Here is a 20,156-nt window from a genome sequence, read left to right as displayed (position 1 = left end):
GTTTTATTGCCCGGCATTTTTTTAATCGAATTTTATTCCAACAACAATGAAAATGCTGTGAAAGCGTAACTTATGCCCCGCTAGCGCAGAAGACACTTGGCTAAAAAATGTAAAATCGTGTCATTGCGGCGAATACTGTGTCTAGGCAATTCAAAATCCCCTTCGTTTCCCCGTGCACGCGATTTGACTGTTGTAACAGCATAACGATAACCGGCATTTTTTACGATTTTTTGGATGGCTTCATTTTCGTCACCAAAGGGATAGGCAAAAGATATAATGGGCGAGCCGAGTTCTTCTTCAAGTTTTGCCTTGTTTTCGATTATCTGGCGTTCTGCTTCCTCAATCGGAATATCTTTTAAATGCGGATGGTCATTTGTATGGCCACCGACTTCATGCCCATGCGCCGCCCAATCTCTCATTTGGTCGAATGTCATTATCTTGTCGCGCTGTGAACGTTCATTATCCCATGAATTGTCGAGCCCCATACGCGAAGAGACAAAAAAATCGGTTGCACTGAACCCCAATTCATCAAGAACAGGCATAGCATCCTGATAAACAGATAAAAAACCGTCGTCGAAAGTTATCGCCGCCACTTTTCCCTTTTTGCTGCCGCGAATATAAGGCATTGCTTCTTTGAGTGACAATCCTTGAAAGCCGATACGTTTCAAGACATGCATTTGCCTTATAAATTTTTCAACCGTAACATAATTGGAGCGCCCCGGAATACCTGCCTTGGGCGGCGTACCTAAATGATGATAAAGAAGTATGGGAACAGCCATATTAACCTTCCTGACGTTTCGATAGAACCTTTATGCGATGCCGATAAAGCGGGCGGGCCAGTTCTCGATAAAGGCGGGCAAAAAGAGAATGTTTGCTTTTGATCGTCGAGCCGCCAAGTTCGGCAGAAATCTCGCGAACCACAGGAGGTAGAATAACCTGTGGATGGACGCCGGTTTTCCAATATAATTGTTCGGTCGTATCAACCGGACGATCGAATGTGGCTGTCGCATCAAGTAGTTTTCGGGCAGCACTACGGCCCACCAGTTGGGCAACCTGCCCCAAACCGATTTCTGTCGGCCTGATAAGTTTAATATCGCCTTTTTCAGCGATTATTTTTCCTGTTTCGCGCACCCGAAAAGGAAAACGGATGAAACTTTCTTCATTGGCTTCCTCGACAGCAAACCGGAAAACTTCGTCAAATCGCTCGTCCAGAGCAACATCGTCTTCAATGATAAATCCTGCATCCATTCCCTCGTCGACGATTTTTTGCCAGGCGCGTCTATGCGACAAAAAACACGCAATTTCGTTTTTTGACAAAGCAAAGGGATAAAAAGGACGATAAAGCTGTTTTCTGTAAAATTGGAAAATCGTCTTGTCATCAAGGTCAAGACTATCAACAGCATTCAAAACCATTGCAGGACAAGGCAGCATTCTTTCGAGCAATTCAACTTGTATCTGTCGCTCATCCGCACGATCGAGATGGATAATCAGCGCTTTGATGGTTTTCTCTGAACCGTTCATATTCGACCCGAAAGTTTTAAAAGCGGGCGGTTAAAGCCCGGCTTCCATACTAGGGACGAATGGAAAGGAAAACAATGTGAATTATACCGCTTGCTCTTAAAATTGCTCATTCAAGGAAATGGCATGTTCCTTCATTGACACGGTCGCGAACCCATCTTTCTTCTGCTGACCAGGCGTGATGTTTCCAACCTTTCCAGGTGAAGCCACATATGTAAATTTCCCACTCGGTCAAATCGTAGTGGTGTAGGAAATCCCAGATTCCGAGATAGCCGGTTGAAGGAAACCATTCCTTCAGCTTTTCGTCTTTAATGCCAATTTCGGCACAGGCATCAAGGTAGAATTGTGCAGATTTTATCAGAATATCCTTACCCGCTTCACCGAGGACTTTAATTGCCTGCTTTGTCCAATCGACCCGACGATGTTTGAATAATTGCGACAGCAAACGCGGACGGGAAAAATAAGTTTTCATGATATAAGGATGGTAGACAAATGTAATCAATTCTGCCTGTTTGAAAAACTTGCATTCAAGGAAAGTCGGGTCTTCCAGCTTTTCCTGCATCGGTTTGCCAGAATTACACATCATCAAACAACTTGTCTTAGAACCGCTCCAACCATCAAGCAAACGTGGCTGATTGAAGCGTAAAACATAGTCGGCACTGTCTATTTCTCGAGAAAGATCTCGCGGTAAATCGGCATTTCCTACAACAATAAACCGTCGTTTTTGAGTTTTCATACGCCTGATCCCAATTATGACGTTTTCGCCCGTTCTTTTTTTGTGCATTGATATCAATGCTTATAGTGACCGTTTTTCATGGAAAGAACAAAGGATTACGGCATTTTTATTAAAAGAAAACAAAATAATAACAGCTTTTCTAAAAAATTTTTAAAAGCAACTTCCCGATATTTGTAATTAAACAGCCCACTTTTTGTCGAATTTTCGCACAAACTTCGTTCGAGCATATTGATCACGGCGTGCCGTGATATTGCCGTGATAGACGCAACCATTCACGAGCCGCATAGGAAAGGTGATCGTTACTGCGCCAGATCAATGCCATATGCCATTCGATCGCTGTATCGGTGATTTCGACGGTTTTAACATTTTTGACATTGCGTTTTTCTGCAATCATCCTTGGCAAAAACCCCACTCCCATACCGGCTGCAACAAGGCCAAACAAAAAGTCGATCTGGCTCGAGCGTGCCGAAACGATCGGCGACAGTCCTTTTTTACGGAATGTTTCAATAACAAGCGGTGTCAAAGCGAATTGGCTGGCAAAAAGCACAAACGGATATTCGGCAAGCTCTTTGGCCGTGATTGTGGTTCGCTCTCCGGCAAGACTGGCCGGCATTAACGCAACAACAGGATCATTACGAACATCTTGATAATCAAAGCCGCTCGCAATTGGCACCAGAGAACCGGCAAGTTCGATTTCGCCCTGCCGCACCAGCTCTTCCAGTTTTTTGCTCCCGTGTTCGACAATATTGATATCAATCTGCGGGTGTGAAGACGTATAGCGGGCAAGAACGGGAGCAAAAAGCTCCGAACTGCCAATAGGCGGAAGTCCGATTTTCAACACACCGCGTTTCAAGCCCTTCAATTCGGCAATTTCGCGTTCTATTGCCGTTTCTTCGGCAAGTATCCGCTGGGCATGCCGAAAGACATATTCACCCGCAGCCGTAAGTTGCATTTTTCCCTTGTTGCGATTGATTAATTTGGTTCCATACTGGTTTTCAAGCTGGGCCAAAGATTTGCTAATTGTTGATTGAGTGGCATTCAAAACTTTCGCCGCAGCGGAAAAGCCGTTTTGCCGAATAATTTCTATAAAAGCTTCAAGGGTTCTGATCTGCATGACTATGCTATATAGGAATAGTTAACATGAATTCAATTCATTTTACGAATGGCACTTCATCACTTATCTAACGCTCCGTCAGGAGTACAAAATGATACATCGTCTAGCAATTCAAACGCGCCATCTTTTTCATCACAACATATTTGCCCAGATCGGGCTCATTTGCGTGTTCTGGGTTATTGGCGAAATTATTACCTGGGCATTTAACCTACCGATTCCGGGGGCAATTATCGGCATGGTGCTGGCACTCGTTGCACTGGCTAGCGGGAAACTTAGCATATTAAGCATGAAACGTGCTGCCGATTGGCTTATTGCAGAAATGCTTTTGTTTTTCGTTCCGGCTGTTCTGGCTCTTCTCAATCACAAAGAATTTATCGGATTATTGGGTATCAAAATTCTGGTCGTTATTTTGGGCGGTACCTTTGTTGTTATGAGCATTACCGCCTTGACCATAGACCTTTGTTACCGTTGGATGTTAATGCGCCATGTCAAACATTGAAACCGACCTTGAACGCTATATGGCGGATATCGAGCTTTATACGAGTCCGGTTTTCAAAACTGTTTTCTGGTCACTCGTTACGATTCTCCTCTATATGGCGGCTAAAGCTTTTTACCGTCGTTTTTCTTACTGGTGGCTGACACCATTGGCAGTAACGCCACTGCTGCTGATGATTGTTGTTGTTCTGCTTAAAGGCGATTACGCCCACTACATCAAAGCAACGCATTGGTTGGTTGCAATTCTGGGGCCGGTTACCGTTGCCTTTGCAGTTCCGATCTGGCAGCAACGCCGCATCATTGCCAGAAACTGGTTCATTCTCGCTATTGGCATTATCGTCGGTTCTTTTGCCTCGATGATGTCGGCATGGGGACTTGCAACACTTATGCAATTGGACCCTGCTTTGCGGCTAAGTTTGATGCCGCGCTCGATCAGTACACCTTTTGCCATGGAAGTTTCGGGCGACATTGGCGGCATTCCGGATTTGACAGCAGTATTTGTTGTGTTGACCGGCGTTCTCGGAGCAGCGTTAGGCGAGGTTATTGTCAAATATTTGCCGCTGCGCTCTTCAATTGCTCGCGGTGCCCTTTTCGGCATGGGCGCGCATGGTGCAGGCGTCGCCCGCGCCCACCAGATGGGACGCGAGGAAGGTTCGATTGCCGGCCTCGTTATGGTGATGGTCGGTATTGTCAACGTCTTGTTGGCACCGATTCTCGGGTGGCTTTTGAAATAGAACAAAAGATATGCGGTTCTTTATAAAAACCGCATATCTTCGTTTGTTGAGTGATATTCGTTTTCACACAGATCTCCCATAACGCCAATTTGCATTAAAAATAGCCGTTGCTGTCTTCCTATTCAGCCTTTGCTTTATTTCTATCGAGCCAGCAAGGTTTGTTCCTTTCAAATCAATTCCGGAAATTTTCCTGTATAAAAAAACGGATTTTTTGCTCCTTAAAAATTTGACCACTCTTTCAAATTGCAACCGGTACCCTTTATGCCTTCCGGATAATGAACGACATCAGGTAAAGCTGAACCGGTTTTTCCCCGCACTTGCGCTGCACTTGTGCTTGAAGTGGTTATTTTTCACTTCCTTTGTGCCAAACATGTACAATCTTGACACAATGACCTGTTCTAGTTCAGGAAAATGCTCTAAAGCAGAACAAAAAGCCTAGTGAAAGGATTCCTTTATGGCCAATGTGATTGACGGGAAAAAGCTTTCTGAAGATATCCTTGCCAAGGTAAAACAGGAAACAGCTGTTTTACGTGAACAACACGATATCCAACCGGGAATTGCGGTTATTATTGTGGGGGAAGATTCTGCCAGTAAAGTTTATGTCGCGTCCAAGGAAAAGCGCGCTGAAGAATGTGGTTTTTTATCCAACAAATATGAACTGGATGAAAAAACCAGCGAAGCGGATTTGCTTGCCCTCGTCAAGGAATTGAATGCCGACAAAAATATTCACGGTATTCTGGTGCAATTGCCATTGCCCGCGCATATCAATGCCGATCATGTGATACAGACAATTTCTCCGGATAAGGATGTTGACGGTTTTCACTATATCAATGCCGGTAAAGTTATGACCGGTGCAATCGAAGATGCATTCGTTCCCTGCACTCCCGCCGGTATCATGCTGATGGTTGAACATGGACTGGGTAAAGATCTTTCAGGCCTTGATGCCGTAGTTGTCGGCCGCTCGAATATTGTTGGAAAACCTGTTGCAGCGCTCCTTCTTGCTGCCAATGCGACAGTAACGATTGCCCATAGCCGCACCCGCGAGATTGATGATGTCTGCCGTAGCGCCGATATTCTTGTGGCCGCTGTCGGTAAACCGGAAATGATCAAAGGTGACTGGATAAAACCCGGTGCAACTGTCATTGATGTCGGCATCAACCGCATTCCCGCACCTGAAAAAGGTCAGGGGAAAACCCGTCTCGTCGGTGATGTCGAATATAAAACCGCAGAAAAAGTGGCGGGCTTCATCACCCCTGTTCCGGGCGGTGTTGGTCCGATGACAATTGCAATGTTAATGGCAAATACGTTGAAGGCTGCGTGCAAAGCAAACAATTTGCCATTGCCAAAGTTCTGATGTGATTGCAACATTTCCTTTCCAACATTTGTTGGATAGATGTCATTTCATGAAATAAACGAAAAACGCTCCGGAATGTTCAAATCCGGAGCGTTTTTTATGAATAGAAAAGTTTGAACCAGCTATTTGCTCAAAGGCCCGACGACAACACTTGCTCCTTGATCGGCCCGCCCGACAAATTCACGGAAGACACGGAAAAGTTCGCGTCCGGTTCCGAATTCATTGGCTGAAAGATCAGGGTGTTTGATCGGTCTATTGTTGAATTCCTTTTCATCAACAAGAATTGTCAATGTTCCGTCATTGGCATCAAGCCGGATCATATCTCCGTCTTTCAACCGTGCAATCGGCCCGTTGTCCAGTGCCTCGGGAGTGACATGGATTGCAGCCGGAATTTTGCCGGATGCGCCGGACATACGACCATCGGTAACAAGAGCAATCTTTTGTCCGCGATCCTGCAACACGCCGAGAACTGTTGTGAGTTTATGCAATTCCGGCATGCCGTTGGCTTTTGGCCCCTGATAGCGCACAACGGCAACAAAATCCTTGCCATCAAGTTTGCCGGCTTTGAAAGCCTCTTGAAGTTCCAACTGGTCATTGAAAACCAGCGCCGGTGCTTCAATCAACCAGCGTTCGGGTTTGACTGCCGACACTTTGATAATAGCCGCCCCCATATTGCCGGAAAGCACACGAATACCTCCATCCGGTTGGAAGGGTTTCCGCCAGCCGGCAAGCACCTTTTCATCGCCACTTTTTTCCGGCGCCGGTTCGCGCACCACTTGTCCGTCACTTCCCAGTTTCGGTTCGGTTGCATAGGCACTCAAGCCCTCGCCGACGACTGTGCGGACATCTTCATGAACGAGACCCGCTTCAATCAATTGTTTGATAACAAACCCCATTCCACCAGCGGCATGAAAATAGTTCACATCGGCAAGACCGTTAGGATAAACCCTTGCGATAAGCGGAACGACCGACGAAATTTCGGCAATATCGCCCCAGGTAAGATCAATACCCGCGGCATGAGCCATAGCGATCAAATGGATTGTATGGTTCGTTGAACCACCAGTCGCATTCAATCCGACAATGGCGTTAACAAAAGACCTTTCGTCGATCATCGCACCGACCGGCGTATATTCATTGCCAAGGGCGGTAATCTTGAGGGCGCGTCTGGTGGCTTCGCGCGTTAATGCATCGCGTAACGGCGTATTGGGGTTGATGAATGCGGCTCCCGGCATATGAAGCCCCATCATTTCCATCATCATCTGGTTGGAATTGGCCGTTCCATAGAAAGTGCACGTTCCCGGCCCATGATAGGATGTCGCTTCCGATTGCAGCAACGCTTTGCGGTCGACCTTGCCTTCGGCATAAAGCTGGCGGATTTCCGCTTTCTTGTCATTGCCCTGACCGGTTGTCATCGGGCCCGACGGCACAAAAATTGCGGGGATATGCCCGAACGTCAACGCGGCTATCAAAAGTCCCGGTACAATCTTGTCGCAGATGCCGAGATAAAGTGCAGCATCAAACACATCATGCGAAAGACCGACGGCTGCTGCCATAGCAATCACATCACGTGAAAAAAGCGATAGTTCCATGCCGGTATAACCTTGGGTAATACCATCGCACATCGCCGGAACACCGCTTGCAACTTCGGCTACACCGCCAGCTTCACGTGCTGCTTCCCTGATAATTTTCGGAAAAGCTTCAAAGGGCTGATGCGCAGACAACATGTCATTATAGGCTGTAATGATGCCGATATTACCGACGACATCTTCTTTCAACCGTTCTTTATCAAGCGGTGCGCAGGCGGCAAAGCTATGCGCCTGATTGGCACAGGCAAAAAAGCTGCGACGCGGGCGATTTCGTGCTGCATGGGTGATGCGGTCAAGATAGATTTCGCGACTTTTTTTGGACCGTTCACGAATCCGGTCTGTCACGGCAGCAATTGTGCCTGAAAGAGACATCTTCTCTATTTCTCCTAAACTGAAACTGTATCAAATAACGAATGGGTTCCATCCGTGATCTGCTTTTCCTCTTCATTCGGCGCCCAGTAAACCTGAACAGGATGGCGCGTATTTTTCAATACAGCGCGAATAGGCAGTTCTTCAACCGGCCCATCTTGCAAAGCCCGTTCAAAAACATCCAGTTTCGTCTGACCTTCAATATGAAGAGCAATAAAGCGTGCTTCAACGATCACCGGCAATGTAAGTGTCAGGCGGGCTTCCTTCAAGCCACGTGCATGAATTGGCAAGACCAGTGCACGTGACTCGGTGTCAATGGCCTGTTTCAATCGGTCGCCGCCCGGGAAGAACGAAGCTGTATGCCCGTCGGTTCCCATACCAAGCACAATCACATCAAAAGGCCTTGGCAGGCTGTTGATGCGACTTGCTGCGGAAAATGCCGCAAGCTCTGCAGTAATGGACGGGTTATAGAGGCCATAAAAGCGCGCTTTCGAGGCAAAATTTTGTAATAGGCTTGAACGCACAAGACGCTCGTTGGAACGATCATCTGTCACCGGTACAAAACGTTCGTCCACCAAAGTGACGAGAATATTTTTCCAGTCGATATCTGCCTTGGCGAGATAATGGAAAAAAAGTTCCGGCGTTTTACCACCTGACACTGCCAGCACTGCCTGTTTGCGTTCAACTATGGCAACACTCAATTCCGCTGCAACACGATCAGCCAAAGCTGAAGCCAATGCCGAAGGCGTATCGAAATTCAGCCGGTTTGTATCCATCAAGCTCATAACAAATACCCTAAACTGTATCGTTCCATGTACGACCATCCCGCTCGATCAGGGCAATCGATTTTGATGGCCCCCATGTTCCCGCGGTATAGCCTTGCACCGGCATTTTTGTCGCTTCCCATCCTTCTTCGATAGGGTCGACAAATCCCCAGGCAGCTTCGACTTCGTCACGTCGCATGAACAGCGTCTGGTTGCCGCGTACAGCATCCATCAACAAGCGTTCATAAGCATCGGGATTGCGAACCGGAAATGAATCGGCAAATGTCATATCAAGCGGCACATGATGAAGCCGCATTCCACCAGGCCCCGGATCCTTGATCATCAACCATTGTTTGACACCTTCATCAGGCTGCAAACGGATGACCAGCCGGTTCGGTACGATTTCACCAGCCTCGCTGCCGAAAATGTTGTACGGAATGGGTTTGAAAGTGACGACAATTTCCGACATTCTTGTAGCAAGACGTTTGCCGGTGCGTAAATAGAAGGGTGCCCCCGCCCAACGCCAATTGTTGATATCAACTTTCAAAGCAACAAATGTTTCGGTATTGCTTTTATCTTTTTTTAGATCATCGAGATAGGAACCGACAGGTCCGCTTGTCGAAGCACCAGCCATATATTGCCCGCGTACCGTGTGGGTTGTTACATTATGGCTGTCAATGCGCGAAAGCGAATGCAGAACTTTAAGTTTCTCGTCGCGGACAACATCGGCTGTGTTGGCTGAAGGAGGTTCCATCGCGACCAGACACAAAAGTTGCAGCATATGGTTTTGCACCATGTCGCGAAGGGCGCCTGCATTGTCATAATAACCGGCACGTCCCTCAAGCCCCACCGATTCAGCCACTGTTATCTGGACATGGTCGATGTGGGCGGAATTCCACAATGGTTCATAAAGAGCATTGGCAAAGCGCAATGCCATCAAATTCTGGACAGTTTCCTTGCCAAGATAATGGTCGATTCTGAAAATCTGATTCTCGTGGAAAACCCGCGCCAATGTATCGTTAAGCTTGGTTGCTGTTTCACGATCCCGTCCAATCGGTTTTTCGACGATAATGCGGGTTTCGTCGGTGACCAGACCATTTTTGCCCAAATGTTCGGCAATGCTACCGAAAAGTGCCGGACTGACCGCCAGATAAAAGGCTCTGATCGTGCTAGCCGAGGGGATCTCGATTGCTTTTTTCAACTTATCCCAACCGTCATCGGTTGTAGCATCGACCGGAACGTAACTCAGCCGTTTGAGAAAACGGTCGACTTCACCCTTGTCGATATCAGCGGCAGAAACGTGTTTCTCGATCGCTTGACGTGCAAAATTGCGATATTCCTCATCGGTCAGTTTTGACCGTGATGTACCGATAATACGTGTCGGTTCACTGAATTGTCCCGAACATTGGCGATGATAGAGCGCAGGAAAGAGTTTTCTTTCGGCAAGATCGCCTGCACCGCCAAACACGATGCAATCAAACGGGGGTATAGGAATTATTTTACTTACCATGAAAATACCAAAGTCCTTAGACGCTTTACCTTAAGTCTTAATTTTCACTCATATCATATTATATATGCCTTGAGGTGCTGAATAAGCTGTTAATTTGGTAATGACTTCACCATTAATTTTGTGTTTCAAGTCATTAAATTTTATCAGAAACGCTTTTTTTAAAGGCGTCGCACAAACAATCGGCTTTTTTCTTGCCGATTTTGGGTGGCTTAACATTTTTCGTTTCGCTCGTTTTGCCACTTTCCGCCGCGTATCGACCGGCAACGCGATAATATTCAGGCCGATAGAACTTTAAAAAACATCAAAATCTGTCCATCAATGCGAAAAAGCGCATTGCAAGCCAAAGCAACGGTTTTCTTAAAGTTTCGCCCCCCGGAAAAGGCGAAATTTTCAAATTTTTGAAACAGCGAATACGATCGCCTTTTTCTGTTATACTTTCCGCATAAAGTTTTCCCATAAACGGAGCAAGCATAACACCGTGGCCCGAATAGCCGCCGCAATAAGTAACATTTGGCATAATGTCACGAATATAAGGCATGCGTTCGACCGTTATCGCCACGGTTCCGCCCCAGCAATGGGTTATTTCGATTTCCTTTAATTTCGGGAAAATTTCCACCATTTGCGCACGAATGCGATCGCCAAGATGGTCAGCCACCGCATTATCATAGCTCTCGACACCGCCAAAAAGCAGGCGATTATCAATGCTTTTTCTGAAATAGCGGACGACGAAGCGCGAGTCGTCTACGGACTCTCTACCACGTAAAATTTCACTATCAATCGGCAACGGAGCTGTCGCGCCGATATAGGAACGTATCGGAACAATGGTGCGATCTACAAAACCTTTTAGCCCTTGATTGTAACCATTGGTGGCAAGCAGGACGTATTTCGATTTGATATATCCATCCGGCGTTGTGACGATACAATCATCATTCCTCTTTTCAAGTGACGTAGCGGGCGTTTTTTCATAAAGTTCCGCACCGGCTTCCGAAGCAAGAGACGCAAGTCCGACAACCAGTTTTAACGGATTGATGTGGCCGGTGCCGGTATCGCGGATGCCGCCATAATAGAAATTTGAACCCAAACGTTCTTTAGTCTCTTTCCCGTCCATGAACGACAATTGCTCATAGCCATAGCGCGCCATATTTTCGACATGCGCCTGATAAGCCGCAATCTCGCGCTTTTTATGGATAAGCGATAATTGTCCGGGAAAATAGTCGAGGCCTATTTGGCTGTCGAGGTTAATGATGTCTTTTTTGGCTTCTTCCGCCAAATCGAGCAAAGCCTTTGTCCGCTCGTATCCAAGATTTTTTTCAAGCTTTTCTACCCATTGCCGTTGACCGGTCCCGAGTTGCCCGCCATTGCGGCCGGAGGCTCCATCGCCAAATCGTGCACCGTCGACAAGCACAACACGAAGTCCAGCTTTTGCCAGATGATAGCTTGCCGAAAGTCCGGTGAAGCCACCTCCGATAATTGCCACGTCACAATCCTTTTTCTCGTGAAGAGAGGGGTACGACGGACGGTTGGCAACGCTGAATTCATACCATGATATACCCGGCGAAATGGAATTCTCGTGAAACATCAACTGATATCCTAAACATTAAGCAGCAAATATTCCCGCTCCCAAGGACTGATAACTTCCATGAACGTCTCGAATTCCTGTCGTTTGATCGCAGCATAGGTGTTGACAAATGCGTCCCCCAACACCGACCGCAACCGCTTGTTTTCGTCAAACAACGCAACAGCTTCTACAAGTCCGCGTGGCAAATCGACCCGATCGGCATTAACAGTCTTTGACGACGGTTCATCAGGTTCGAGTTTGTCGATTAGCCCGATAAGACCGCAGGCGAGTGATGCCGCAAGTGCGAGATAAGGATTGGCATCGGAAGACGGAAGACGATTTTCTACCCGTCGTGCCTGAGGTGCCGAACGGGGAACACGAAATGCCGTTGTGCGATTGTCGTACCCCCAATGGAGATTGACCGGCGCCGAAAGATCCGGCACCAAACGGCGATAGGAATTGACATAAGGCGCAAGCATAACCATTGCACTTGCCATATGTTTTTGTAAGCCCCCCAGAAAATACCGGAAGGCTTCACTTTCACTTCCATCTGCGCGGGTGAAAATATTGTTTCCCGTCTTCACGTCGACAATAGATTGATGGATATGCATGGCTGAACCCGGCTGACCCTCTATGGGTTTGGCCATAAAGGTTGCATACATATCATGCTTGAATGCCGCCTCCCGAATGGTGCGCTTGAACAGAAAAACCTGATCGGCGAGTTCGATCGGATCACCGTGACGCAAATTGATCTCGAGCTGGCCTGCCCCTTCTTCATGGATCAATGTGTCGATTTCCAAGCCTTGCGCTTCGGAAAAATGGTACATGTCGTCGATCAGTTCGTCGAATTCGTTAACACCGGCAATAGAATACCCCTGCCCTCCACCGATTGCGCGACCGGAGCGGCCAACGGGCGGTGTCAACGGATAATCTGGATCAGGATTTTTCTGGACAAGATAAAATTCGATTTCCGGTGCCACCACCGGCTTCAACCCCAACTTTGTGTATGCTTCCACCACATTGCGCAAAACATTGCGCGGCGTAAATTCCACCCTTTTGCCTGTCTGGTAGACAATATCACAAATAACCTGCGCGGTCGGATCATCTTCCCAAGGGACAACGCTTAAAGTTGCAAGATCGGGCTCCAGCCGCAAATCGCCATCATCGGCAGGATAATGGAAACCGTTGCCATCCTCGGGATAATCGCCGGAAATCGTCGCCATAAACACAGCTGATGGCAGAGCAAGCGACGTATCGGAAGTAAACTTGTTTGACGGCATCATTTTGCCGCGTGCGACACCTGCCTGATCGGGTGTGATACATTCAATGTCTTCAATACCGCGAAAGGCCAGCCACTCCGACGCTTCTTTCCAATTTTTCACGCCATAAATATTCTTGAGATAAGCGTGCTGTATTTTTGTATTTTTGTCTTTTGTCTTTTTTGTTTTTTCCACAGTCATAAAACACCAAATTGAAATGTGTATCGTCTATCAATATTAACAATCAATTCTGAAAAATTGTGACGGGCACAATCGTTTGTCAACCTGACAATTGCCTTTCAATCGCTTTTGCCTTTCAACCGCTTTGCATCGAACCATGAGGACCAATTATAACCTACTATAATTTATTGTTGCGGTCTTGCCTGAAGCTGATCCTGTCAACATTGCCCTTCACTTTCCAATTGCCACCGGCAATCCGGCGCTTTGTGTAAACTTGCGCTCTGTGCAATCTGGCGAGAAAAATACTTTTTCTTGAAGCAAAGGACCTTTAAAACGACTCGTTAATAGGCGTTCAACTGTTCCAACGCCCGCTTGCCTATTCAAAAATCCTGACTTTTTTCCATTCTCCTGGCGGCAAACCGTTATCCCGCACTTTCTCGCTTGTATGAATTGCGGTTGTCGAAAATTGGGAGATTCCCGAAATATCATTATTCGTCGAAGAGGTTATCTCAGGACAGATCAAAAACCGGCCTTCACATTTTCATTTTCACTGTTCGTTTAAAGGCGCTCGTTGCGACCAAAAACGTATTCGGGCTTTTTAAACAGAGTTTTCGTTTCCGACCAATCAAAAAAATTCGACGCATAAAAGCAACGTCTTTCCATTATTCCGATAAAAATATGAGGAGATACAAAAAGCCGTAAAGCTTCAATTCGACTGGAGAAATAATAAAGCTTGAAGGGAATGGTACGGTTGGTGGGAGTCGAACCTACGACCTCTGGTGCCACAAACCAGCGCTCTAACCAACTGAGCTACAACCGCATCGTTAGAATTAAACATTCTGACGGGTGACATACGGAAGATCGAACAATTTTGCAAGTGCCTTAGCGCATTTAAACTCTATTTATTGGCATTTTCAGTCGTTTTTGTTTTGCCAAACTTCAAAAGTCCTGAAATTTTTGCTTGTCTATGTGGCGAGACTTACAAAATCGACAATGCATGCGGGTTAAAACACACGCAAAATGCGTCTCTTCTTTTTTATAGAAAACTTTCAATCAAAGGTTTTTTAAAACCGTACTCTTTCCTTGTCGCAGCGTTATTGAAGAAAACCGCTTCGCACTTTTCAGGCACTGCTTGGGTACTTTTGGGGAACCAAGTTTTGAGTAAACGCGGTTCTTATCCCAAAACCGTACTCTTTCCTTGTCGCAGTGCTTATGCTAAAAACCGCTTCGCACTTTTTAGGCACTGCTTGGGCACTTTTGGAGAACCTAAGTTTTTAGTAAACGCGCTTAATCAGGGATTTTACGGTTGGCCCATTCATCCAAAGACAGGTCGCGATACTCCCCTATCTTTTTCGCACCATCATTTTTCATGATTCCAATCACATTTTTCAGGATGCGTCTCGCAAGTCCTGCACCCTCAAAAACCATCGCACTATAAAGTTCGACAAGATCGGCACCGGCTTTGATTTTTTCGAGTGCTGTTTTCTCGTCATAAACGCCGCCAACACCGATAATTGCTTTTTTCTGCTGTAATCTCTTGCGCATCTTGGCAAGAACAATTGTCGAGCGTTCAAATAACGGCTTTCCGGAAAGCCCGCCCGATTCGCTCCTGAAGCTTTTATTTTCAAGACCGGTTCTTGAAAGAGTTGTATTGGAAACAATAAGCCCGTCAACATCGGAGTCGAGAAGCTCGGCGGCAACATCATCAAGCCCTTCTTCAGTCAAATCAGGTGCTATCTTTAAAAAGACCGGAACATGAACGCCCGTCTTCTGCTTTTCTTCCGCTCTTGCACCGCTTACCGACAAAAGCAATTCTCTCAAACTGTCACGGGCTTGCAAATTCCGCAAACCCGGTGTGTTCGGTGAAGAGATATTGATAGTAAAAAAGCTTGCAACATCATAGAAACAATGAACACCGCGCGAATAGTCGAGAATACGATCGTCGGAATCCTTGTTGGCTCCGATATTGACCCCGACAATGCCTTGCTTTTTGCGCATGGCGAGACGTTTGTGAGCGGCCTCATGCCCCTCATTGTTAAACCCCATGCGATTGATCACCGCCTCGTCTTCACAGAGACGAAAAAGACGGGGTTGCGGGTTGCCCGCCTGCGGGCGCGGCGTGATCGTGCCAACTTCGCTAAAGCCGAAGCCCAAGTGCAATATTTGATCGGGAACTTCCGCATTTTTATCATATCCGGCAGCCAAGCCTAAAAAATTCGGGAATTCCAGACCGGCAATATTCACACCCAAACGTTGGTCACGGAACTCACTCCCTGAACCGAGGCCAGCTTTCAAAGCAAGAATAGAAAGCCTGTGGGCATTTTCCGGTGATAGGCAAAAAACCAACGGGCGTAATAAAGAACGATAGAGGTTCATGGCAAAACCTCGCTGAAATGGAATGTGCCTTTCTCGTCGGCTTCAAAAGGACTGACACCGACAATAGCTTCAAGTGATAATTCACCATAAAGATGAGGGAAAAACGCGTCCCCGCGAGACACCTCATAACGCAGTGCCTCTTCATCAAGCTCATCTTCATCAATAGCTACAAGCAAGAGATTTTTTTGCTCTTTGAAATGTTTATTTGCCGTTTCTGCCACCTGTTCGCCAGTTGAAAAGTGTATAAAACCGTCGGCAATATCAACTGCAGCACCGGAAAAAACACCCGTTTCCTCGGCTTTTTTCCATTCGTCTTTCGACACAATCTTATAAATCAAGGCCATATCTTTCGAGCCTAACATTCTTACCCCGCCAGACGTAAGCGCCCATGAGACGGGAAATATTCTTATTCATCCCTATATAAAAGATGTGAGAGTTTCAACCAAGGAATAAAAATGTCGACTTTTCTAAAAACACTTGTTCTGGCATCCTTCTGCACCATCGGTTTGACAACAATCGGATCCGCATCCGATCATCGTTTCGAATTTCAAAAAGTCGATGGTGGTTATTTGCGTTTTGATGGCGATACCGGCAGCATCGACAAATGTCTTGATAAGGACGGGAAAATAATCTGTGCTATTTCCGGTGACGAACGCGCGCGCTATGAACAGGAAATCAAGACGTTGAAAGATAAAATTGCCGAGCTTCAACAAAATAAAGCCAAAACGAGCCTGCCCAGCAAACAGGATATGGATCAGGCTTATGACACAATGAAATATTTCTTCGACAAGTTTAAAAACGACTTCAAAAATAACGAAACTGCCCCTGATAATGGCGCTGATAAACTTTAAATCCTGAAAATTCCGCGATGTTTTTAGGTCGCGCAGGAAATAATAATAAAAGTCTTTTCTTATGGTAATCGTGCCATATTTTACGGTCAGAGCATAATCGTCAACGATTATTGCCAGAGTTAAGAACGATCAACGACAAGCGAGGAAGAGGCTGATGCTAAAAGAGTTTCGGGAATTTGCACTTAAAGGCAATATGATTGATCTGGCCATTGGTGTTATTATTGGCGGTGCCTTTGGCGGACTTGTCAATTCGATTGTCAATGATTTACTCATGCCGGTCATCGGGCTCATCACCGGTGGCATAGATTTCTCCAATATGTTTATCCAGCTTGCCGGTGAAAAACAGACAACCCTTGCGGCAGCGCGTGAAGCCGGTGCCACAATAGCCTACGGCCACTTCATTACTTTGTTCATCAATTTTCTTATCATTGCATGGGTATTGTTCATTGTTGTTAAAGCAATCAATGCAATGCATCGTAAAGAGCAACAAACACCTGCACCAAAGCCGGTTCCGCGTGACGAGGTATTGCTAACCGAAATACGCGATCTGTTGGCCGCGAAAAAATAAGCTCAAAAAAGCGAAAGGCCATGCGGGGCAAAGTATGACAATATTTAAAACAAATGTAACAATCAGCCCGTGAGATTTGCCGCAGAATGTTCCGCAAAGCCGGTAATGTCGAAGTGCGTGACGAGTTTAATGCACCTGCAAGAAAAACAAAATTTTCGATAAGAAATATGGTTCTCGACACACCAGTGATATTAATGCGGCGTCCGATTTTTTGCCCTATTTCAAGAGAGCTCAATTTTTTCCGATGCGCTTATAATTGAGGTCCCTGTAAATTATGTGTTTTCAAAAGTTGTGTTTTCATAAATCGGCTTTATTTACACAACCTTTTCGGGCTGGCCTTCTCGATAGCGTTTTTCCAAAAGTACGCTTTTTCACGAGCGGTTAATGGGAAAAAACACTTCCACTGTTGTTCCCTGTCCCGGTTTTGATAAGAGAACGAGCCGCCCGCCAATTTTTTCGACAATCCCTTTTGTTGTCGGAAGGCCAAGACCGGTACCGGTAAACACAGCGTCCCCCGCGCGCCCGTCCTTTCTTGCAACCTGTCCATAGGGCTGAAGGGCGCGTGCCATTTCTTCCTCGTTCATACCGATACCATTGTCGCTTACCGACAATTTCACCAAATTCTTATCTGTTGAAGAAAGATGCACCACAATTTGACCGCCACTTTGGGTAAAACGGATAGCATTTGACAAAAGATTGAAAATAATCTGCCTGAATTCCTGCGCATCAATCCTGATTGCCGGTATTTTTGGCGGCATAATGATGCGAATAATAATGCCGTTTTCGTTTGCCTGATTTTCAAACAACGCAACCGATTTCCTCAACTGCTGGATAACGTCGAAACCCGGCACTGCAGATTGACGGTTGTCGATTATCTGCGCGCTAGTCTGTCCACCGGAATGCGATCTTTCTTCGTAACGCGATTTTGCCTTTTCAAGAAAAGAGTTAACGAGTGACAATATATGTTTGCCCGAAGAAATAATGTCGCGCAAATAGCCACGGTAACGCTCGTTTTCTATTCGGCCGAAACGTTCTTCCCGCATGATATCGGCAAAACCGATCATGGCATTAAGCGGCGTCCTGATCTCGTGGATGGTTTGTGCAAAAACCTCGTTATCATAGATAGGCTGGCTTTGAGCTGACACATTCGTCATATCGCGCAAAAGCCCTGCATATCCTTTTTGGTTGGAAAGCGGTACGAGAGTGACGAAAACCCGAATGTCATCACCACCCTTAGTTTGAATATCGGCCGATTGACCACGGTTGAATAAGCGTTTTGCTCCACCGCTTTTAAGTGCGGCAAGATAATTATCGATCGCTTCTTCGGATGTCGGGCGGAACAAGCTTTTAAAAGGTTTACCGGTCACGTCCTGTCTTTCGTAACCGGTAAGAGCCGACGCGGCTGCGCTAACACCTTCTATTGAGCCGTCATTATCAAGAAAGACAACACCATCAGTTGCTGTATCCAGCAAATTGAGAAGGGAAGACCGTTCGGGGGTAAACTTGCTGTCGCCGGACAATGTGTCGTCATGAACTGTTTTATCTGTATTTGCAGCCTTTGAAAGCGGCCGTGAAACGGCAGGCAATTGTAATTCGCTGCGCAAACGCTCCGCAATTTCACGAAAAGCCGAACGTTCCGAACTGTTCAAGCTCGTGTCCTTATCGCGCTCTTGCAAAGTTTGATGAGATTGGTTTTCTTCCACCGGAAACGCCGGTTTTGCTGCGTCCTCCGGCTCAATATGATCTGACAACAATTGCGATTGAATTATTTCGTCTACAACCGGCTTTTCCGGCACTGGAGTCAAGTCCTTCCCGACAGTTGCGACAGAATCGGCAACCCGATTTCCACTCTCCGGATTTGGCTGCCCGTTCATCAGATCCTTCACCGTGCCGAAACCGCGAAACCCGTCAAGCTTTCCATCAAGCGACAAAATGGGGAGGCCGGATAAATGGACTTCCAAATTCGCACGTTCCCCTTTGGCCGGGAAAAAAACCGCCACGTCTTGAAAGGCAGTGCATTGCGAAATGTTTTTTTCAAGGTTTAAAAAACCGGAATTTTTGTATTCACCGGAAAGATAGGCAAGCGAACGCCCAAGCAATTTTTCAGCGTCACCCCCAAGATCATAAAACTCGCGGGAAAAATTGATGAACGCACTGTTTTTGTCCATTTGCCATGTAAAACGCTCCGGCTTTGCATGTGTCTTCAAGTTGTTCCGATCGTCCGCGTTTTCTTCTATTGCCGTGACATTGAAGCAAAGAACGAGAAAACGTTGTGGCATTTCGCCAAGGCGAATGGCATTGACCTGTACTTTTCCCCCGTCATTTTTCATCAATGTTTTAATGGGTGAAAAACCGTCAATAGAAGAAAGAAAAATTTGGAGTGCATCGCCAAGCGGCTGAAAATTTCCTGTTTTCGCAAGAATTTTGTTTTCGTCGTCAAAAATAGCCGCCGAAATATTCTTACCTTCAAGCCCCACAAGAAGTGCTTCCGGATGAGAGCTTGAAAGATTCCGATTTGTATCATTTGCTGCTTTGCCTGCCCCGTTTGTTGTTTTTGCCGAATTGATCTCGGAGGCAAAGATAAATTCTTTCTGTTCGTCCGGCGCATTTTCCCCATATGTTTCATTTGATGCATAACCACCGGATATAAGTGACAGATTGAAAGACCGCGCTCCGTTTTTTCCACGCAAATGAACCGGACGCCCGCTTTTGATGCCATTTTCGATCTGACGTTTAACAGCACTATCGAAAATTTCTTCCCGATCAAGTGCATCGGTAAGTGATGAAAAGCCGAAAAACGAGAGAGCAGCACCATCAAGCCACAATAAAACCGATGCGTTGCGGTCAAGCACGAAAGAACACTTGCCGCTCAAAAAAGCGTTTCTGATTGTACTTTGAGATAGAAAATCCAGAAATGCCAAGGATAGCTCCACCGGTTAAAGAAATGTTAATTCGATCTTTTACAGGAAAGAGCAAAAAGTTTCAAAAGGAATCAGGAAACATCCTTGTCGGCCGCTATAAATTTTTTGAAACTTCGGTTGAAAGATATCTTTCAAATATGCTCGAAACTCGTCAATCACTTCAATGGATTGACCGTCATTTCTTCAGTTCTTTTTATAGATAAAGCGTTTCTACCTTTTAGAAAATAACGTTTTTGTCTATCTATAGCAAAAAGGCGCAGACA

17 protein-coding genes and 1 tRNA gene are annotated in these 20,156 nt (G+C 46.2%); 5 read left to right on the top strand and 13 right to left on the bottom strand.

Annotated elements, in window-relative coordinates; genetic code table 11:
- Positions 1-80: 80 nt before the first annotated feature.
- The 4 genes from H3V12_RS10370 to H3V12_RS10355 all read right to left on the bottom strand — a co-directional run bounded on the left by H3V12_RS10370 (position 81) and on the right by H3V12_RS10355 (position 3,368).
- Positions 81-779 (bottom strand): polysaccharide deacetylase family protein, encoded by a 699-nt coding sequence (locus H3V12_RS10370; protein WP_198214600.1) that lies wholly within the window; start codon positions 777-779, stop codon positions 81-83.
- A 1-nt stretch (position 780) separates the two neighbouring features.
- Complete coding sequence (locus H3V12_RS10365) at positions 781-1,521, bottom strand: glycosyltransferase family 25 protein (RefSeq protein ID WP_198214599.1); 741 nt, start codon at positions 1,519-1,521, stop codon at positions 781-783.
- Positions 1,522-1,627: 106 nt separating this feature from the next.
- A complete protein-coding gene (locus tag H3V12_RS10360; RefSeq protein WP_246787559.1) occupies positions 1,628-2,254 on the bottom strand; it encodes a glycosyltransferase family 29 protein in 627 nt (208 codons plus the stop codon).
- A gap of 232 nt (positions 2,255-2,486) precedes the next feature.
- Entirely contained in the window at positions 2,487-3,368 is an 882-nt protein-coding gene (locus tag H3V12_RS10355) for a LysR family transcriptional regulator (RefSeq protein ID WP_198214597.1), read from the bottom strand.
- A 91-nt stretch (positions 3,369-3,459) separates the two neighbouring features.
- Here H3V12_RS10355 and H3V12_RS10350 point away from each other — a divergent pair, with 91 nt between their 5' ends.
- The 3 genes from H3V12_RS10350 to folD all read left to right on the top strand — a co-directional run bounded on the left by H3V12_RS10350 (position 3,460) and on the right by folD (position 5,951).
- Positions 3,460-3,867 carry a CidA/LrgA family protein gene (locus tag H3V12_RS10350; protein ID WP_198214596.1) on the top strand — a complete coding sequence of 136 codons (408 nt, stop codon included), beginning with the start codon at positions 3,460-3,462 and terminating at the stop codon, positions 3,865-3,867.
- A 19-nt stretch (positions 3,868-3,886) separates the two neighbouring features.
- Positions 3,887-4,597, top strand: coding sequence for an LrgB family protein (locus H3V12_RS10345; RefSeq protein ID WP_075869873.1), 711 nt, complete (start codon positions 3,887-3,889; stop codon positions 4,595-4,597).
- Between the two features lie 454 nt (positions 4,598-5,051).
- Positions 5,052-5,951 carry a bifunctional methylenetetrahydrofolate dehydrogenase/methenyltetrahydrofolate cyclohydrolase FolD gene (folD, locus tag H3V12_RS10340; RefSeq protein WP_075915493.1) on the top strand — a complete coding sequence of 300 codons (900 nt, stop codon included), beginning with the start codon at positions 5,052-5,054 and terminating at the stop codon, positions 5,949-5,951.
- 122 nt (positions 5,952-6,073) lie between these two features.
- Here folD and edd read toward each other — a convergent pair whose 3' ends face one another.
- The 8 genes from edd to H3V12_RS10300 all read right to left on the bottom strand — a co-directional run bounded on the left by edd (position 6,074) and on the right by H3V12_RS10300 (position 15,897).
- Positions 6,074-7,909 (bottom strand): phosphogluconate dehydratase, encoded by a 1,836-nt coding sequence (gene edd, locus H3V12_RS10335; protein WP_198214595.1) that lies wholly within the window; start codon positions 7,907-7,909, stop codon positions 6,074-6,076.
- Positions 7,910-7,923: 14 nt separating this feature from the next.
- Positions 7,924-8,691 carry a 6-phosphogluconolactonase gene (pgl, locus tag H3V12_RS10330; RefSeq protein ID WP_198214594.1) on the bottom strand — a complete coding sequence of 256 codons (768 nt, stop codon included), beginning with the start codon at positions 8,689-8,691 and terminating at the stop codon, positions 7,924-7,926.
- A 10-nt stretch (positions 8,692-8,701) separates the two neighbouring features.
- Positions 8,702-10,180, bottom strand: coding sequence for a glucose-6-phosphate dehydrogenase (zwf, locus tag H3V12_RS10325; RefSeq protein ID WP_075869232.1), 1,479 nt, complete (start codon positions 10,178-10,180; stop codon positions 8,702-8,704).
- A gap of 301 nt (positions 10,181-10,481) precedes the next feature.
- Complete coding sequence (locus tag H3V12_RS10320; RefSeq protein WP_198214593.1) at positions 10,482-11,759, bottom strand: FAD-binding oxidoreductase; 1,278 nt, start codon at positions 11,757-11,759, stop codon at positions 10,482-10,484.
- 11 nt (positions 11,760-11,770) lie between these two features.
- Positions 11,771-13,198, bottom strand: coding sequence for a glutamine synthetase family protein (locus H3V12_RS10315; protein WP_198214592.1), 1,428 nt, complete (start codon positions 13,196-13,198; stop codon positions 11,771-11,773).
- 722 nt (positions 13,199-13,920) lie between these two features.
- A tRNA-His gene (locus H3V12_RS10310) sits at positions 13,921-13,997 on the bottom strand.
- A gap of 467 nt (positions 13,998-14,464) precedes the next feature.
- Positions 14,465-15,553, bottom strand: coding sequence for a quinone-dependent dihydroorotate dehydrogenase (locus H3V12_RS10305; protein WP_198214591.1), 1,089 nt, complete (start codon positions 15,551-15,553; stop codon positions 14,465-14,467).
- Positions 15,550-15,897, bottom strand: a complete 348-nt coding sequence (locus H3V12_RS10300; protein ID WP_198214650.1) for a DUF952 domain-containing protein — start codon at positions 15,895-15,897, stop codon at positions 15,550-15,552. The genes H3V12_RS10305 and H3V12_RS10300 overlap by 4 nt, the downstream gene beginning before the upstream one ends.
- A 111-nt stretch (positions 15,898-16,008) precedes the next feature.
- Between H3V12_RS10300 and H3V12_RS10295 the strand changes: the two genes are divergently transcribed.
- The gene (locus H3V12_RS10295; protein ID WP_198214590.1) at positions 16,009-16,404 is read left to right on the top strand and encodes a hypothetical protein; all 396 of its coding nucleotides are present in this window, start codon (positions 16,009-16,011) and stop codon (positions 16,402-16,404) included.
- A gap of 154 nt (positions 16,405-16,558) precedes the next feature.
- Positions 16,559-16,972 carry a large conductance mechanosensitive channel protein MscL gene (mscL, locus tag H3V12_RS10290; protein ID WP_075869237.1) on the top strand — a complete coding sequence of 138 codons (414 nt, stop codon included), beginning with the start codon at positions 16,559-16,561 and terminating at the stop codon, positions 16,970-16,972.
- A 371-nt stretch (positions 16,973-17,343) separates the two neighbouring features.
- On the opposite strand, the gene H3V12_RS11220 is transcribed toward mscL, so the two are convergent.
- Positions 17,344-19,893 (bottom strand): PAS domain-containing sensor histidine kinase, encoded by a 2,550-nt coding sequence (locus H3V12_RS11220; RefSeq protein WP_246787558.1) that lies wholly within the window; start codon positions 19,891-19,893, stop codon positions 17,344-17,346.
- Positions 19,894-20,156: the final 263 nt, after the last annotated feature.

It is taken from the genome of Bartonella sp. W8167 (genome assembly GCF_016100335.1).
Taxonomy (GTDB): domain Bacteria; phylum Pseudomonadota; class Alphaproteobacteria; order Rhizobiales; family Rhizobiaceae; genus Bartonella; species Bartonella apis.
The sequence above is the reverse complement of the archived record's forward strand: the minus strand, read 5'-3'. Positions and strand labels throughout refer to the sequence as shown.

Excerpts from the sequence above, each read along its gene's own strand:
- H3V12_RS10295 (WP_198214590.1), top strand. The coding sequence starts at position 16,009 with ATGTCGACTTTTCTAAAAACACTTGTTCTGGCATCCTTCTGCACCATC.
- pgl (WP_198214594.1), bottom strand. The coding sequence starts at position 8,691 with ATGAGCTTGATGGATACAAACCGGCTGAATTTCGATACGCCTTCGGCA.
- H3V12_RS10305 (WP_198214591.1), bottom strand. The coding sequence starts at position 15,553 with ATGAACCTCTATCGTTCTTTATTACGCCCGTTGGTTTTTTGCCTATCA.
- zwf (WP_075869232.1), bottom strand. The coding sequence starts at position 10,180 with ATGGTAAGTAAAATAATTCCTATACCCCCGTTTGATTGCATCGTGTTT.
- mscL (WP_075869237.1), top strand. The coding sequence starts at position 16,559 with ATGCTAAAAGAGTTTCGGGAATTTGCACTTAAAGGCAATATGATTGAT.
- H3V12_RS10350 (WP_198214596.1), top strand. The coding sequence starts at position 3,460 with ATGATACATCGTCTAGCAATTCAAACGCGCCATCTTTTTCATCACAAC.
- H3V12_RS10355 (WP_198214597.1), bottom strand. The coding sequence starts at position 3,368 with ATGCAGATCAGAACCCTTGAAGCTTTTATAGAAATTATTCGGCAAAAC.
- H3V12_RS10315 (WP_198214592.1), bottom strand. The coding sequence starts at position 13,198 with ATGACTGTGGAAAAAACAAAAAAGACAAAAGACAAAAATACAAAAATA.
- H3V12_RS10365 (WP_198214599.1), bottom strand. The coding sequence starts at position 1,521 with ATGAACGGTTCAGAGAAAACCATCAAAGCGCTGATTATCCATCTCGAT.
- H3V12_RS10300 (WP_198214650.1), bottom strand. The coding sequence starts at position 15,897 with ATGGCCTTGATTTATAAGATTGTGTCGAAAGACGAATGGAAAAAAGCC.
- folD (WP_075915493.1), top strand. The coding sequence starts at position 5,052 with ATGGCCAATGTGATTGACGGGAAAAAGCTTTCTGAAGATATCCTTGCC.
- H3V12_RS10320 (WP_198214593.1), bottom strand. The coding sequence starts at position 11,759 with ATGTTTCACGAGAATTCCATTTCGCCGGGTATATCATGGTATGAATTC.
- H3V12_RS10360 (WP_246787559.1), bottom strand. The coding sequence starts at position 2,254 with ATGAAAACTCAAAAACGACGGTTTATTGTTGTAGGAAATGCCGATTTA.
- edd (WP_198214595.1), bottom strand. The coding sequence starts at position 7,909 with ATGTCTCTTTCAGGCACAATTGCTGCCGTGACAGACCGGATTCGTGAA.
- H3V12_RS10345 (WP_075869873.1), top strand. The coding sequence starts at position 3,887 with ATGGCGGATATCGAGCTTTATACGAGTCCGGTTTTCAAAACTGTTTTC.
- H3V12_RS10370 (WP_198214600.1), bottom strand. The coding sequence starts at position 779 with ATGGCTGTTCCCATACTTCTTTATCATCATTTAGGTACGCCGCCCAAG.